Annotated in this window: 10 protein-coding genes, 1 tRNA gene and 2 pseudogenes; 5 read left to right on the forward strand and 8 right to left on the reverse strand. The window is 67.6% G+C overall.

Annotated elements, in window-relative coordinates:
* Positions 1 to 62: 62 nt before the first annotated feature.
* A complete protein-coding gene (locus OG828_RS08060; protein WP_328500638.1) occupies positions 63 to 1,541 on the reverse strand; it encodes a sugar transferase in 1,479 nt (492 codons plus the stop codon).
* Positions 1,542 to 2,404: 863 nt separating this feature from the next.
* Between OG828_RS08060 and OG828_RS08065 the strand changes: the two genes are divergently transcribed.
* Complete coding sequence (locus tag OG828_RS08065) at positions 2,405 to 4,159, forward strand: ankyrin repeat domain-containing protein (RefSeq protein WP_328500639.1); 1,755 nt, start codon at positions 2,405 to 2,407, stop codon at positions 4,157 to 4,159.
* Positions 4,160 to 4,810: 651 nt separating this feature from the next.
* Here the strand turns inward: OG828_RS08065 and OG828_RS08070 are convergent.
* The 3 genes and pseudogenes from OG828_RS08070 to OG828_RS08080 form a co-directional block, all read right to left on the reverse strand.
* Positions 4,811 to 5,151: pseudogene (locus tag OG828_RS08070) on the reverse strand (helix-turn-helix domain-containing protein); the annotation flags it as partial.
* Positions 5,152 to 5,201: 50 nt separating this feature from the next.
* A complete protein-coding gene (locus tag OG828_RS08075; protein ID WP_328500640.1) occupies positions 5,202 to 6,017 on the reverse strand; it encodes an alpha/beta fold hydrolase in 816 nt (271 codons plus the stop codon).
* An 861-nt stretch (positions 6,018 to 6,878) separates the two neighbouring features.
* Entirely contained in the window at positions 6,879 to 8,117 is a 1,239-nt protein-coding gene (locus tag OG828_RS08080) for an IS256 family transposase (protein ID WP_328500641.1), read from the reverse strand.
* A gap of 706 nt (positions 8,118 to 8,823) precedes the next feature.
* Between OG828_RS08080 and OG828_RS08085 the strand changes: the two genes are divergently transcribed.
* Entirely contained in the window at positions 8,824 to 10,062 is a 1,239-nt protein-coding gene (locus OG828_RS08085; RefSeq protein WP_328436333.1) for an IS256 family transposase, read from the forward strand.
* A gap of 672 nt (positions 10,063 to 10,734) precedes the next feature.
* Here the strand turns inward: OG828_RS08085 and OG828_RS08090 are convergent.
* The gene (locus OG828_RS08090) at positions 10,735 to 11,430 is read right to left on the reverse strand and encodes a hypothetical protein (protein ID WP_328351667.1); all 696 of its coding nucleotides are present in this window, start codon (positions 11,428 to 11,430) and stop codon (positions 10,735 to 10,737) included.
* A 462-nt stretch (positions 11,431 to 11,892) separates the two neighbouring features.
* Between OG828_RS08090 and OG828_RS08100 the strand changes: the two genes are divergently transcribed.
* Both OG828_RS08100 and OG828_RS08105 read left to right on the forward strand, forming a co-directional pair.
* On the forward strand, positions 11,893 to 12,243 hold the full coding sequence (locus tag OG828_RS08100; RefSeq protein ID WP_328500642.1) for a hypothetical protein: 351 nt from the start codon (positions 11,893 to 11,895) through the stop codon (positions 12,241 to 12,243).
* A 119-nt stretch (positions 12,244 to 12,362) separates the two neighbouring features.
* Positions 12,363 to 13,114: pseudogene (locus OG828_RS08105) on the forward strand (transposase family protein).
* Positions 13,115 to 13,264: 150 nt separating this feature from the next.
* Here the strand turns inward: OG828_RS08105 and OG828_RS08110 are convergent.
* On the reverse strand, positions 13,265 to 13,753 hold the full coding sequence (locus OG828_RS08110) for a GNAT family N-acetyltransferase (protein WP_328351673.1): 489 nt from the start codon (positions 13,751 to 13,753) through the stop codon (positions 13,265 to 13,267).
* A complete protein-coding gene (locus OG828_RS08115) occupies positions 13,750 to 14,229 on the reverse strand; it encodes an enoyl-CoA hydratase/isomerase family protein (RefSeq protein WP_328500643.1) in 480 nt (159 codons plus the stop codon). Before OG828_RS08115 ends, OG828_RS08110 begins: the two co-directional genes overlap by 4 nt.
* Here OG828_RS08115 and OG828_RS08120 point away from each other — a divergent pair.
* Entirely contained in the window at positions 14,204 to 14,830 is a 627-nt protein-coding gene (locus tag OG828_RS08120) for a tyrosine-type recombinase/integrase (RefSeq protein WP_328351677.1), read from the forward strand. The genes OG828_RS08115 and OG828_RS08120 overlap by 26 nt on opposite strands.
* Here the strand turns inward: OG828_RS08120 and OG828_RS08125 are convergent.
* Positions 14,793 to 14,869, reverse strand: a tRNA-Pro gene (locus OG828_RS08125). The two genes, OG828_RS08120 and OG828_RS08125, sit on opposite strands and share 38 nt — an antisense overlap.
* Positions 14,870 to 14,937 lie beyond the last annotated feature (68 nt).

The following is a 14,937-nucleotide window of genomic DNA, read 5'->3' on the forward strand; positions in this document are numbered from 1 at the left end:
CCCCCCACGCAGGCCCATGTGGCCTGCGGTCCACGCACGCACCGAACGACACCCCTCGCGCATCAGTAGGCCCCCTGCCCGTGCAGCACCGCGCGTAGCGTCTTCCACAAGATCACCGCGTCGAGAGCGAGCGACCAGTCCTCCACGTACCGCAGGTCGAGGCGGATCGCTTCCTCCCACGGCAGGTCGCTGCGTCCGCTTATCTGCCACAGGCCGGTGAGGCCCGGCTTGACCAGCAGCCGCCGCCGGATGTCCGGGCCGTACGCGGCGCACTCCTCCGGCAGCGGAGGCCGCGGACCGACGAGCGACATCGACCCGGAGAGCACGTTGAAGAGCTGCGGGAGCTCGTCGATCGAGTACCGGCGCAGCACCGCCCCCACCCGGGTCACCCGCGGATCGCGGCGGAGCTTGAACAGCAGCCCCGCACCCTCGTTGCGGTCGGCCAGCGCGGCACGGGCCCCGTGCGCCCCGGCGACCATGGTGCGGAACTTGAACATCGTGAACTCGCGGCCGTCCTTGCCGACTCTGCGCTGGCGGTAGAACACCCCGCCCCGGCTGTCCGCCACCACGAGCAGCCCGACGAGCACCATCAGCGGCGCGAACAGCACCAGCAGAACCGCCGCGCCCATCCGGTCGGCGACCTCCTTGACCACCCGGCGCCCCCCGGTGAAGGTCGGCATGCTGACCCGCAGCAGCGGTATTCCGAGCACCGCGTCGACGTGCAGCCGCGGTCCTGCCACCTCCATCAGCACGGGGGCCACGATCATCTCGGCGTCGCTGCCCTCGAGGTTCCAGGCCAGCCGCTGCAGCCGGTGCGGTGTCCAGTACGGGTCCGGTGTGACCGCGACGACCCGGTAGCCGTCGTGGCGGACGTGCTTGGCGACGTCCGCCAGTCGGCCGACGACCCGCACTCCGTCCACGTGGTCACCGTCGAGCCCGCGACCGTCCGTCGTGCACACCGCCTCCACCCGCCAGCCGAGGTGCGGGAATTTGCGGGTTCGATTGATGAGGTCGCGCACGGTGTCCGGGCTCCCGGCAGCGAGCACCGGTCTCAGGCACCGTCCTTCGTTCCGCTGTCTGTGCAGCCGGATACGGAGCAGATACCGGGCGGTCATGGTGACGAGCGCGATCGCGGGGATCGCGACGAAGATCCAGAGTTTGATGTTGCGCGAGGTGAGGGCTATCCCGCCGAGTGCCAGTACGACGGTCGCCGCGAACAGCGCGCGTCCGAGCCGGCGGAATTCCTCGGCACCCTGGCCGAGCACGGCCGGCGCCCACGACCGGCTCACCGCCAACGCTCCCAGCACCAGCAACTCCGTGCCGAAGGCGAGAATCCCCCATTTCTCGTGCCAGTCGGCCGCGTCCCGGACCCCGAAGAAGTTGCCTATCGCCGCTACCACCAGGGCGGTGGCCACCGTATCGCTGGTGATCACGGCCCGGCGGTAGCGCTGTTCCCATTCGGTCGCCGGCTGGCTGATGGCCTCACTCGCCAGACCTCCCCGCGCCGACGAAAACGGGTCGATCAATCCCCCCTGTCGCACAGAACCCCCCCGGTCCCCAGTGGTACGACGTGGTCGCCAAACACCGTTCCTCCCCCCGGGAGGCCCCCGCCCCCCGCATGCTTCCTCCCCTCGGGAGGCCCCCCGCCCCCCGCCGCGCTGTTCCCTCCTCGCGGGCGGCTCCTGCCCCGCGCGTGACATCCCGGTCACTGCAGCGCTACGTGATCAATCCGCCCTGGCGAAACCCCCGGATGCTCCCCGCACCCAAAGTCCCTCTCGGGCCCACAGCGGCAGACCTATAGATCGTCATTTGTCGGCTCGTGTCCCGCATGTGAAGCAAGGTCAATCTAGCCCACCGGACCCCGTCTGGAGAGGGGGACGTGTGTAATTTGTGCTTAACCTTTGAAGCTAGATCCACATGTCGTTCACCTCGGACGCCTGCCTCGGCGACGAGGACATGCCCTCTGACCTGTGACGACGGGAGACCTCCGGGGTGCCGGCACCGGCAATACGGAGGCGTGGACGCAGTACCAACTGGGCCACACTCGGGGCCGATTCGGCGCAAAATCCTTCGCACGTATGCGTTGGTGAAGGTGCCGATGTGAGGCTGGCTCAACCTCGAAGATCGGAAACGGCCCACACGAAAAGGGCCCCGCAGACTCTCGCCTGCGAAGACCTTTCACACCGTCGGGACGACAGGATTTGAACCTGCGACCCCTTGACCCCCAGGTATGTGGGGTCTGAGCGGCGTGCGACGGGTCGTTCTTCGAGGTCAGTGTCCAGCGTACTCGGCCGAGTAAAGGAGTCTGTGAACTCAGGCCTCCGCCGGACCGGGTTCTCCGCCAATGCCGCATCGAAGCCGTAGAAGCTGAGGCAGTGTCAGACCCTTCTGTCACGATCGGCGCATGGGATTCTTCGATGATCTGGTACTGCCGGAGGAGCCGGCCGCTGAGCGGATCGTGTTGGTCCGGCTGGGACCGCCGGGAGAAGACGACGGGAAGTACGCGCCGCCCGTTGACAGGTTTGCGCCGGCGCTGTTGTCGCAGCTCGGGGTGGCCGGGGCCGGTCCGCACACGCGAGTGCTGCTGACGGGATGGTCGCTGTGGCCGCGTGCGGCCACCTTGCATCTGTCGGTCTTCCGCAAGACCCGCTGGCAGAGCGTGGACGCGGGCCGGCAGTCCGGGCTGCGGGTCGGCCTGCTGTTCTCCGACGGCCGCCGGGTGACCTCGTTGGATGGCACGGTACAGCGGGGGGTGCGGTTCACGACGCCCTCGGGCCAGGAGACCGTGGCGTCGACGCAGCAGGCCATCGGGCTGATTCCGCTGGATCCGGGGCTGCACCAGTCCCGCCGGTCCCTCTTCAAGACCGACGTCGACCTGTATCTGGCGGAACTGCCACCGCCGGGCGAGGCACACCTGGTCGTCGAGTGGCCGGACGAAGGCATATCCGAGACGCGCACCCCGATCGACGTGGCGGCACTGCATGCCGCGTCGGCGCGGGCACTTGAGGTCTGGCCGGGGATCGAGCCGCCGGATCCGTCAGAGCAGCCGAGTTCCTTCGCGCACCTGGAGATGAGCGGGCCGCCCGGCTTTCTTGCGCCGCCTCTGTCCCGGCGCCAGCGCGAGGAGTTGCGCCGTCAGGAGGAGGAGCGCCTGCGCTACGTGCCGCGGGCCGACTGGCAGCAACTCGGGTACCGGGACTGGGGGGACGCGGCGTTGATCAGGGCCCGGCTCGCCGGTGGAGCGCCGCCCGATGCCCGTGTCGGATGGCACGGCACCAGCCCGCTGCACTTGGCGGCGGAACAAGGGTCGGCGGAGGCGGTGGCCGCGCTCCTGTCTCACCAGGCGCAGACCGGCGCACGTGACGACGACGGGCACACCCCGCTGTGGTACGCCGCCTGCAGCGTGGACGAGGGCAGCGTCCGTGCGCTGGTCGACGCCGGGGCTGATGTGTGGACGCCGCAGACAGGGCCTTGGTCGCCGGGTCGGCTGCTGCTGACTACGTCGCTCGCGCCGCTCGTCGCGGGTCTGCCGGGAGCGGTGGCGCTGCCCGCCGAGGAGGCCGCCGCCTTCCGGGTGGCGGACGCGCTCATCGCGGCCTTCGGCGAGCAGGACCTGTGGACCGAAGGACTCGGCATCGCCTTCGTGCGAGGGCTGAGCGAGGACGAGCTGATCCGACGGCTGGGCGCCGACCCCGCACAATGCCCGAGAACAGGCCCCGACCGGGCGCCCTTCGACCCGGCGGACTACGACGAGTCCCTCCGCCATGTGGGCGTGACGAGTGTGCCCGGCGACCCAGGCGGCTGCGTCATCACACAGGACGGGTACATGCCGAGCGACGGCGCCGTGCTGCGGGCAGTTACGGCGGCCACCACCGCTTACGGCATCTACTTCAACCCCAAGGGCGGGACATTCGGCACCCTGGCCCGCGACGGAGAGGTCATCGAAAGCGAGGAGATCGGCCTCCCGCCGCACGAGCCGGAGCCACCCGCCCACTGGCACTTCCGCTTCTGGCAGCGCAAGTACACCCACCCCTACGGCGCCAACACCCTTGCCTACGCCTGCGCCGCGGCCGGCTTACGGATCAGCGACGGCCGGGAAGCGGCAGATCGCCGCGCCCCGCGCCGCTGGGTGGCACTGCCTCCGCAGCTTCAGCGCTGAGTGCCCTGCCCAGCAGGTCCGCCGTCTGCCCTGCGAGGATCTGAGTCGTAGGGGTAGTACGACCCGGCTCCTTCTCCAGACAGGACTCGACCAGGTCGCGTAGGTCGTCGGGCATCCCTTCCAGATCCGGTAGCTCGCGCATCACGCGGAATGCCACGGCGTCTGGATTTACGAACTTGAAGGCCGACGTAGCCGCCATGTCGAACTCCCGGTCGCGTCCACGGCTGTGAAATCTGAACCCGGGAGAAGCGCAACACCACCGGGGGACCTGCAAGGTGACTTCCACGACTTCTTCCCAGCTGGGTTCGGGCGCTTCTCCCGGCGGCTCAGTACGCGGATCTACGGAAATGTTGACGGGCCGGACGTGGGAGGACAGGATCAATCCCTCTTTCGACGAGCCAGACCATTGGTTATGGAAATCACCTCGCAGGTGAACAGCCTTTGATTCACACGATTTTCATGAAGAACTTGTCCTTCTCTATTATTCGGTTGGTGCTGTAGAAGGACCCCAGAGCGGTACCGCCCGCACCGTTCTCCGTAGCATCGATCATGCATACGCTGTAGCCGACGGCCCCTGTTCCGAAGATGTCCCGCAATCGGGAGGTCGGCGTGCTGCGCGTGCACACGGACCGGATGTGGCTGCAGCCCGGGCTTGCGCAGGGACCAGCGGGTGAAGGGCTGGCCGAGCGTGGTGGGCGGGTGGTGGCCGTCTGGATGACGAAGTCCTCGTCGTCAGGGCTGAGTCGGCGGGGACGGCCTCCCGCCCACTGAGGGTCCAGACAGGCCAGGCCGATCTCGTTGAACCGGTGGATCACGTCGCGCACGGTGTCCTTGTCGGCCTGCACCAACTGGGCGATCACCGGCACGCGGTTCCCGACGGCGAGGCCAACAGCATCATCGCGCGCCGAGTCGGTGCTCCCCCTGCGCACGATCTGCTGCAGCTTCTGCCCCTTCTGATCGGTCAGTCTGCGCACACGGACAGGCTCGGCCACCGCACCGCCAGCGGTCAGATCGGATACCACCACACATCCAACCGCCACGATCACCCCGTGCCGATCACGGATGTGGCCAATCTGGTCAGGAATTCACGGATGGCGGGAGCGGTGGCGCGGGCGAGGTCCACGGCAGTCTGGAGGTCGTCGCCGATCGGGATCATGGCCAGTCGTCCGTTGGGGAGGGTGTCGGCGGCCTCTTCGGCAAGAGCGGTGGGGTGGCGTGGGTCGGTTCCCGGGAAGATGAGGGTCGGCACGCCGATCGTCGCGAGTTCGTCGACGCTCCGGAAAGAACGGTCATGTCCGATAGCGGCTGCGGCCACAATGCTGGCGGGGTCCGCTCGAGGGATGGCGTCGCGCACCATGGAACCGACAACGGGAGGGAAACCGGCGAGGATGGGCTCCCAACCCGCCTCGATGCCATCAGCCTCGACGCGGGCGGCGAACGCGTCGAGGAAGCGGATCTCGGCCTTCTTGGCCTCGTCGTCCTCAATGTCCTCAACCCCAATGAGCACCGCCGCCCGGACCCGGTCCGGGTGTGCGGCCGCCGTCCGAAGGGTGATCGTGGAGCCCAAGCCTGCGCCGGCGAGTACGGCACTGGAGAGACCGATGTGGTCCAGGAGCCACGTTACGTCCTCGACATACTGGGCCCAGGTATAGCGGGCCGGGTCCTTGCAGACCGACCGGCCGTAGCCTCGCAGGTCGGGCAGTACGACCATGAAGCGATCGGCAAGCAGTTCCGCCAGGGGAAGCATGCTCATGTGGTCAGGGCCGCCGGCATGCATAAGGACCAGGGCCTGACCCTCCCCAGTGACGGTGGCGTGCAGGGTGCAGTCGTCGGCCGCCTGGTAGCTGATCTCTTCCATGAGCCAAATTTAGAGCGGCCACACCAGCATTCGGTACGCCCCAATCCGCCGACAGGTATCGCGATCCCGCCACTCTCGACGCCACCGCGACCTGCGGCACCTTGCCGTCACCCCCACCATCACCGTCGGCGTCCCCCTCACCGTGGTCTCCAAGACCCTGCGCCACTCCACCCTGTCCACCACGGCCAACATCTACAGCCACCTCACTCTGCGAGCCGCCCGCGAAGCCGTCGACACCATCGAACCCGCCCTCACACGGGCCGAGCAGAGAGCCGACCGGCAGGCCCGGCCGAAGCGGCCGCGCTCACCACGCGATCACATCCAACGGCTGCGTGAAGCCCTCCACCGGCTCCGCTCCCCCGCCTCGTTCGGCTTCTGCACCCCGAGAGCCGTCCCCAGGTCCTGCCTGCGACCACAGTGCGACCACCAGCCCTCCAGGAACACGAAAAGCCGCCCTCCCGTAAACGAGAGAACGGCCTCCGACCTGCATCAAAGCTGGTCGGGACGACAGGATTTGAACCTGCGACCCCTTGACCCCCAGCGCCTCGTCGCCTCACGCACCGCCTTCCACTGGTCGAGGGGGAGCCGCTACAAGCTCTGGCACTTCCGTCGTCGCGCTTCAGCCAAGAGCGGGCAAGTGAACGCAGTGCGCCCCGGTGCACAGGGCAGCGTCGACCAGCTGCAAGTTGAGGACTCGGAGCAGGCTATGCATGGACGAACTCCCAAGTGCGTGGAATTGACGGCAGAGGGCCTCCGCTCAGCGTTCCGGTCCATCTCTGCCACGAAGTCACCCGTCGTGTGAGTCGGGTCACGTCCGCCGAAGTGGTGTATTGACGGCCACTCGGTGATCTCGTTTTGAGGCTAGGCGGTGAGTTCGGTCGGGACGACGGTGTCGTCGGTTTGTGACTCGATCGGGTGGAGGCGGGCCTTGGCGAGGAGTTCGCGCCCCATGTAGCGGCGGGCTTCGGTCCATTCGTCGTTCTGCTCGGCCAGGACCGCGCCGACCAGGCGGATCAGCGCAGTGCGGTCGGGGAAGATGCCGACCACGTCGGTGCGACGCCGGATTTCCTTGTTCAGGCGTTCTTGCGGGTTGTTCGACCAGATCTGCCGCCAGATCTCGCGCGGGAACGCGGTGAACGCCAGGAGTTCGTGCTGGGCGGTGTCCAAGTGGGCTGCGGCCTTGGGGAACTTGGCCTCCAGAGCGTCCAGGACGTGCCGCATCTGGGCCTGGACTGCGTCGCTGTCGGGCTGTTCGAAGACGGTCCGCAGCAGCGTGGCCACCCACGGCTGGGCCGACTTAGGGACCTGGCTCAGCAGCGCGCGGGCGTAGTGCGTACGACATCGCTGCCAGCTCGCGCCGGGCAGGGTGGCGCCGATCGCGTTGACCAGGCCGGCATGGGCGTCGGAGACGACCAGTTGGACGCCGGACAGACCGCGCGCGACCAGGGATCGCAGGAAGGCCAGCCAGCCGGCACCGTCCTCGCTGGAGGCGACGTCGATGCCGAGGATCTCGCGGTGGCCGTCGGAGTTGACGCCGACCGCGATCAGCGCGTGGACGTTGATGATCCGGCCGCCCTCGCGGACCTTCTGGGTCAGCGCGTCGACCCAGACGAACGCGTAAGGCCCTTGGTCCAGGGGCCGGTTGCGGAACGCGGCAACCTGGTCGTCCAGGTGCTTGGCCATCGCGCTGACCTGGGACTTCGACAGTTGAGTGACGCCGAGGGACTCGGCGAGCTTCTCGACCCGGCGCGTGGAGACGCCGAGCAGGTAGGCGGTGGCGACCACGCTGATCAGAGCCTGCTCGGCCCGTCGGCGGCGTTCGAGGAGCCAGTGCGGGAAGTAACTGCCCTGACGCAGTTTGGGAATGGCGAGTTCGACGGTCCCGGCCCTGGTGTCCCACTCGCGCGGGCGGTAGCCGTTGCGGTGGTTGACGCGTTCGTCGCTGACCTGCCCGTATTCGGCGTTGCAGAGGGCATCGGCTTCGGCGGACATGAGTGCGTCGGCGAATGTCTTGACCATCGCGCGCAGCAGATCGGGACTCGCCGCGGCGAGGTTGTCTTCGGCGAGGGCGTGCAGGGGCAGACTGTCTGGTGCGGTCATCGTGCTGATCTCCTTCGAGGCTTCGACACTTCGAAGATCAGCCGGTGGCCGTTCATCTATGCGGGCACAATCCCGATGCCGGAGCAAACCCCCGGATCAGGTCGAACCCGTACACCATCTCCCTGGACGCAACCTGTGAGTCGGTGCTTGCCGCGCTGTCCGATCGACTACGCCAGCGTCAGTGGGCAGCGGGAGTTGCCCAGTTGGAGTGCGCGGGTCAGCATCCGCAGTTCTCCTTGGGGGGAGTTGGCAGTGTCCGGAGAATGGACGAAGAGCAAGCGTCGGTGCGCATAGGCCTGTGCCACGGCGCGGAGCGCAGGGGACTCATCCTGCGGGCAGTGCGGCCGACGCCATGGCCGGCTTAGAGGCGAGAACGCCGCCTCGGATGGGAAGCCGAATCACCATCGCGGGATCCGTCCAGAACTGTCCTGCGCTGGAGGCCACGCGCGTCAGTGGCTGGTTGGATCGATCAACCTGCCTGACACGCCGGCACCGTGTGGAAAGTCGACGACTCCCGAGAGCTCCAACACACGCCCCCATAAGACACGATCGTGCCCCTTGTCGTGGTGTAGCCGATCAAGGTGTGGGAGTGCGCGGGCGTCTGCCCGGGGCGCACACCTGATGGGGGTGGCCACTCCCTGACCAAAGGCGGGCCATCGTGCAACTCTCCCTGCTAAAACGCCAGTTCAAGCGGTAGGAGTGCACGATGGCCCTGTCTCAGTCTGACCTGATACGGCTGCTGGAGTCACTACGCTCGTCGGACGGAATCGAACTCGTCCGCAGCGTGGCCGAGCGGATGCTGCAAGAGCTGATCGAGGCCGAAGCCACCGCGCACATCGGCGCGGAGTGGAACGAGCACACCGCCTCGCGGACGGCCCTGCGCAACGGGCACCGCGACAAGGTGCTGACCACGCTGGCCGGCGACCTGGACCTGGAGATCCCCAAGGTCCGCACCGGCAGCTTCTTCCCGAGCCTGCTGGAACGGCGGCGCCGCATCGACCAGGCCCTCTACGCCGTCATCATGGAGGCATACGTGCACGGGGTCTCCACCCGCAGCGTGGACGACCTGGTCAAAGCGCTGGGCGGCGACACCGGCATCTCCAAGTCCGAGGTCTCGCGGATCTGCGCGGCCCTGGACGAGCCTCTGACCGTCTTCCGCACCCGGCCCCTGGACCACACCCGCTTCCCCTACGTCTACCTGGACGCGACCTACTGCAAGGTGCGGGTCGACCACCGGATCGTCTCCCAGGCCGTCGTGATCGCCACCGGTATCACCGAGGACGGCGGACGCGAGGTCCTCGGGCTGATGGTCGGCGACAGTGAGACCGAGGTGTTCTGGAAGGAGTTCCTGCGCTCCCTGCGTGAACGCGGGCTCAGTGGCGTCCGCCTCGTCATCACCGACAACCACTCCGGCCTGGTCGCCGCAGTCCGCAAGGTGATGCTCGGAGCCGCCTGGCAGAGGTGCAGGGTTCATTTCCTGCGCAATGTCTTCGGCGTGATCGACAAGGAGTCCGGCGAGATGGTCGCCGCGACGATCCGCACGATCTTCACCCAGCCCACCGCGGACCTCGTGCGCACCCAGCTCGACACCGTCGCCGACATGCTCGGGAGCCAGTTTCCCAAGGTCAGGACCATGCTCCTGGACGCGAAGGAGGACCTGACCGCGTTCGCTGACTTCCCGCCCCGGCACTGGAAGAAGATCCAGTCCACCAACCCGCTGGAACGGATCAACCGGGAGATCAAGCGTCGAACCGACGTCGTCCAGGTCTTCCCCAACCCGCCCGCCCTGGAACGGCTGACGACCGCCGTGCTCTGCGAGATGCACGACGAATGGATCGCCTTTCCCCGCCGCTATCTCCCCGAAGGCAGCATGGACAAGCTCTACCCAGAGCTCCCCGAAAGCGCCCCCGCACTCCCCAACACCACGAACAAGCCCACCAGTTGATCGGCTACACCACGACAAGGGGCACGATCTAAGACACCCGCAGTCAGATCCACAGGGTGCGGTCGACGGACGCGATGACCGCGTCGCAATGGTCCGAGCCGACCGCGATCGGTCTGCCGCGCCGCCGGACCAGTCGGGGACGCGACCGTGCAGAAAGGCAGACTCGAGTGGGAGAGGGATCGATGACGGGCGGGCCAGGCGGTCAGGTCGATGGGCGGGAGCAGCTGCTCACAGATGCGCCGCTGCATCGGTACCGGGCCGCACGTCGACTGATCGACGAACCGCAAACTGGTCCTGCCGAGCTCGTCCTTAGCACTGGACCGGTTCCGTGTCGGACGCCGCCGCACCCCAGCCGAACGTCCTCACCGCCACCGGCGCGGATCTGTGCTTCGGCCGCCCGCAAACTCATCTCCTCCATGCCGAAGCGCTCTCGCGTCACCCACCAGGGCTTGCACAGCGGGTGGTGTGACACCCACGGCTGGAAGACCGACGAAGTCAACGCCGTCTCCAACCACTTCTCAGATTTGGCAACCACGGCCACCCGGCGAAAGAGTGTCGAGGCCCACTTCGAGACTGGGGAAGCCGCGCGGAAGCCCCGATGCTCCATCCCCGTCGCCCATGAGTCATTCCCTCCCGTCAGGGGTCTCGGCCGGGCCTGGCACGCCCTTGACATCAGGACACGGTGAACGCGTCACCAGTCACGTCGCGTTCGAGGCTCGCGCCCTGGAAGCCGTAAGTACCGATATCCGCGACCTTGATCAGCAGGCAATAGCGGTCGACCGAGCCGATGATGTCGGCCACTTGGCGGTGGTTCCTTTTGAGAAAGTGGATCGCGGCCTGGTTCGCGAGGGAGCTCTGGCCGCAGACCAGCACGACTGGGCGAGTCGCCTGGGGCGGCATGAACTTGGCCACCAGCGCATACTCCACTTCGCTCTTCCGGAAGAGGTAGCGCCTGCCGCCGACGACGAACGCCACCGACTCAGGGCCCGGGCCGTACGGCAGGATGCTGACGCCGGGCACATGGGCCGCGAGGTGGCCGCCTGTACGGAGGTTGGCCTCGCCGAGCGGACCGCCGATGCAGAACTCCGTGCGGTCGTCGTTGCTGCCACGGAAGTCGTCGGCGGATTCGGTGGCCACGCCACAGCCGAGCTGGCCGGCCAGGGTCGCCAGCTCGATCATGGCTCGAATCTCTTTGTGCGTCGCGACTCCTCGCGCGTCGTGCTTGTTGCCGATGACGATGAAACAGGTCTCCCCCGGAACAAGGCCGAAGAAGTCCGCCTTGCGCCGCAACACGCGGGCACGCTTGCCGCGCTCCCAGAGCCAGACGCACCCACCACCGATGAGGCTGGTCACCAGACCGACCAGCACATTGACGAGTACGGAAAAGATCGTCGCCCCCTCGCACCCCCACCGCGCACAGCGGTTCCGTGCGCCTCAAACGCCGTTGATCCTCCACGACGAACCCAGCCGGTGACAACCGGACAAGAGCCAGTGAGGGCCACGAGGAAACCGCCACCGAGGCGGGCTCCCGTCCGCCCCCTGTGCGGGCAGAACAGGCCCTCAGCCGGCCGGCCGACGCCTTGCCGGCGGAGAAGAACGACGAGTGGGACAAGACCCGCCGCTGAACGGCCAGCTCGAATCCAGCGAACAAGTGTCGGCCCGCCTCGACCCAGCCAGGCCAAGGCAGCAGAACCAGAACGCCGATCCGGACAGATGATCCATGACGACACTGTGCTGAGGCAGACCTGCACATTGACGGAGCTGCCGCCATCGACCAGCCCACCGCCGGTGACCAACTCCATTGTCAGAGGCAGGACTTACCCTGAAATCATGACCCACAACGTGCTGCACCGCGGTTACGGGATCACTATCGACTTGAGTGCATCAGACCTGGGCAACCCGGACCACCCTGGGCTCCTGCAGGAGATTCATCGCAATTACAAGCCTGACCTTCTCTCCTGCCTTGGAGCCCACGAATACGGCACCGTCTGCCCCGGGTTCATGACGATTGTCGAGAAGAACGGCCGCTACCACGCCCGGCACGTGACCAGGGGCGTGGTGCCCGAGACAGCGGGCGAGAGTGAGCTACACAAGGCATCTCGACCTGCTGACGGACTCCATTCACTGCATCACGGTTCCGAAGGCCGATACCATCCGCTGACGTTGTCGGTCAGACAGTGAGCCTTTTCCAACCTGACTGCGGCGGCCGAGGTGTTGGAGGTTGCCAGCTGTACGGAACGACGAAGCTCCTGATAGACGGGTTCTCGACCAAGATCACCCGTGTCCGCCAGGAGCCTCGCGTGCTTGCCTACCCCTCGTCGATCGATTTGTCCGGCCGCACCCTGCGCTACCTGACCACGCGGCTCCGTGCCCGGCAGCGAGAGATCGGGACCCGGTGGCGACGGCTGCCCGTCGGCCGACAGGTCCTGCTCGTCCTCGCCCACCTGCGGTGCGGGGACACATACGCGCGGCTCGCCGCCGGGTTCGGCATCGGCGTCGCGACCGTGTACCGGTACACACGTGAGGTGGTCGACGTCCTGGCCGCCGCCGCGCCGACCCTGACCGAGGCGATGAAGACCGTGCGGGCGAAAGCCTTCGTGATCCTGGACGGCACCCTGCTGCCGATCGACCGGATCGCCGCCGACGCCCCGTACTACTCCGGAAAACACAAACGCCACGGCATGAACGTCGAGGTCCTCACCGATCCGTTCGGCCGACTGCTGTGGGCCTCACCGGCATTGCCCGGATCGACCCATGACCTGACTGCCGCGCGTCGCCACGGCATCATCGATGCGCTCACTGAGGCCGACGTCAAGTGCTGGGCGGACGAGGCTTACCGGGGCGCCGGGCAGCCCGTCCGGGTGCCGTTCAGGGGCCGTCGGCTCAAACGCTGGCAGCGGCGACACAACAGCACCCACGCCAAGATCCGCTGTCTCGGCGAACAGGCCATGGCCACCTCAAAAGCTGGTGCCTCCTGGGAAAGCTCCGCTGCAGCACCAACCGGATCACCGACATCGTTCCCGGGCTGCCGCTTCGCTCGTCCCCCGGATAGGCCATACTCCACCGCCACCAACCGCTGGCGCAGGCGTTCCCCCCGCCAGGGCAGAGGCGACGCCACACACGGAACGCCCGGCGTCCGGCGGCTCTGCATGCCGGCCACCATGCAAGCGAAGCCGTGTGCCCTGCAAACCGACAAATCGGGTCATTCCGAAGACACGCGAAACTCGAATTCGGGACGGTCCCACGGCACGGCGGGCGGGTTCGCGAGCGCGGTCCCGATCCGCACTGCGCCTGCGCGGTGGTAGAAGTCCTCGGCGGGAAGATGCGACACGACCTTGACACGGTCGAGCCCGGCGGCACGGGCCTCGGACTGCATGTGCGCGACGAGCAGCCGTCCGATACCCCGTCCTTGCGCTTCGTCGGCGACGAACAGCAGGTCGAGTTCCGGCGGAGCGAGGACGAGCGAGTAGAACCCGAGGACCCTGCCCCCGTGCTCGTCGGCGCCGACGGCCACAAAGGCCCGGTGGGCCTCGATGTAATCAGGCCCGACCCGGTAGCCCGCGACTGCGGCTGCGTACTTACCCGCGTAGGCGCCTGAGCCACGCACGAGTCGCGTGAGCCGTTTGGCATCCCGCGCAACGGCCCTCCGTATCGTGATCGGCTGGGTGATCGGGGAAGTGCGTGAACTCATCGGGAGAGTATTTCGCACCAGGGCGTGCTGCCGTGCGGCGGGTCGGGTGCGCGGGCAGGATTCCTGCACCGCTCCCGGGAACCGCCTGCCCAGGCCCCGAGCGACCAAGTCACTGCCGCCGCATCGACCGCCCGCCGACAAGTGTCGAAGGACGCGAGCCGTGCAGCCATGCCCTCGACGAAGCTGTCCAGCTCGGCGTCCGGCAGGGCGCGGGTGATCCAGCCGTAGCGCTCGGCCAGGTCGGCGTCGTAGTCGTCGCTGCCGAGGATGGCTTCCAGCGCGCGGTCGCGACCGATCAGCCGAGGCAGCCGTTCACTGCCGCCGCCGGGCAGCAGGCCGCTGGCGACCTCCGGCTGGCCGAACAGTGCCTGCTCACGGCTGGCGTAGCGCAGATCGCAGGCAAGCGCCAACTCGTTCCCGCCGCCCCGGGTTCGTCCACGGATGGCCGCAATGCTGATGAACGGCGCCTTCGTCAACCGCGTCAGGACGTCGACGGCGGGCGGCACCTCACCCCGCGTCGCCGCCGCCCTCCGACACCGGGCCCGCTCCAGGAATCGCACCCACAGAAGCCCGGGCGATCCGTTCGCCCGGCTGGTCTTCTGCCGACCCGACGGCCGGCCGCTGCGGCCGCACGCCGTCCTCGACCGGCTCCGGCAACTGTCCGACGAAGCGGGTGTTCCCCGGGTGACCGTTCACGATCTGCGGCACCTGGCCGTCACCCTCGCCATCACCGCCGGTGTGCCGCTCACCGTGGTCCCCAAGACCCTGCGCCACTCCACCCTGTCCACCACGGCCAACATCTACAGCCACCTCACCCGGCGAGCCGCCCGCGAAGCCGTCGACACCATCGAACACACCCTCACACGGGCCGAGCAGAGAGCCGACCGGAAGGCCCGGGCGAAGCGGCCACGCTCACCACGCGACCCCGCGAGCCGTCCCCAGGTCCTGCCTGCGACCACAGTGCGACCACCAGCCCTCCAGAAACGCGAAAGGCCGCCCTCCCGTAAACGAGAGAACGGCCTCCGACCTGCATCAAAGCTGGTCGGGACGACAGGATTTGAACCTGCGACCCCTTGACCCCCAGTCAAGTGCGCTACCAAGCTGCGCCACGTCCCGGTGCCCGTCTGACCTGGGGTTTCCCGTGGTCGAACGCGCATGGAAACAATACCGCACTTGGGCAGATG

The organism is Streptomyces sp. NBC_00457, from assembly GCF_036014015.1.
GTDB lineage: Bacteria > Actinomycetota > Actinomycetes > Streptomycetales > Streptomycetaceae > Streptomyces.

Excerpts from the sequence above, each read along its gene's own strand:
- OG828_RS08100 (WP_328500642.1), top strand. The coding sequence starts at position 11,893 with ATGACCCACAACGTGCTGCACCGCGGTTACGGGATCACTATCGACTTG.
- OG828_RS08075 (WP_328500640.1), bottom strand. The coding sequence starts at position 6,017 with ATGGAAGAGATCAGCTACCAGGCGGCCGACGACTGCACCCTGCACGCC.
- OG828_RS08065 (WP_328500639.1), top strand. The coding sequence starts at position 2,405 with ATGGGATTCTTCGATGATCTGGTACTGCCGGAGGAGCCGGCCGCTGAG.
- OG828_RS08110 (WP_328351673.1), bottom strand. The coding sequence starts at position 13,753 with ATGAGTTCACGCACTTCCCCGATCACCCAGCCGATCACGATACGGAGG.
- OG828_RS08080 (WP_328500641.1), bottom strand. The coding sequence starts at position 8,117 with ATGACCGCACCAGACAGTCTGCCCCTGCACGCCCTCGCCGAAGACAAC.
- OG828_RS08120 (WP_328351677.1), top strand. The coding sequence starts at position 14,204 with ATGCTGATGAACGGCGCCTTCGTCAACCGCGTCAGGACGTCGACGGCG.
- OG828_RS08085 (WP_328436333.1), top strand. The coding sequence starts at position 8,824 with ATGGCCCTGTCTCAGTCTGACCTGATACGGCTGCTGGAGTCACTACGC.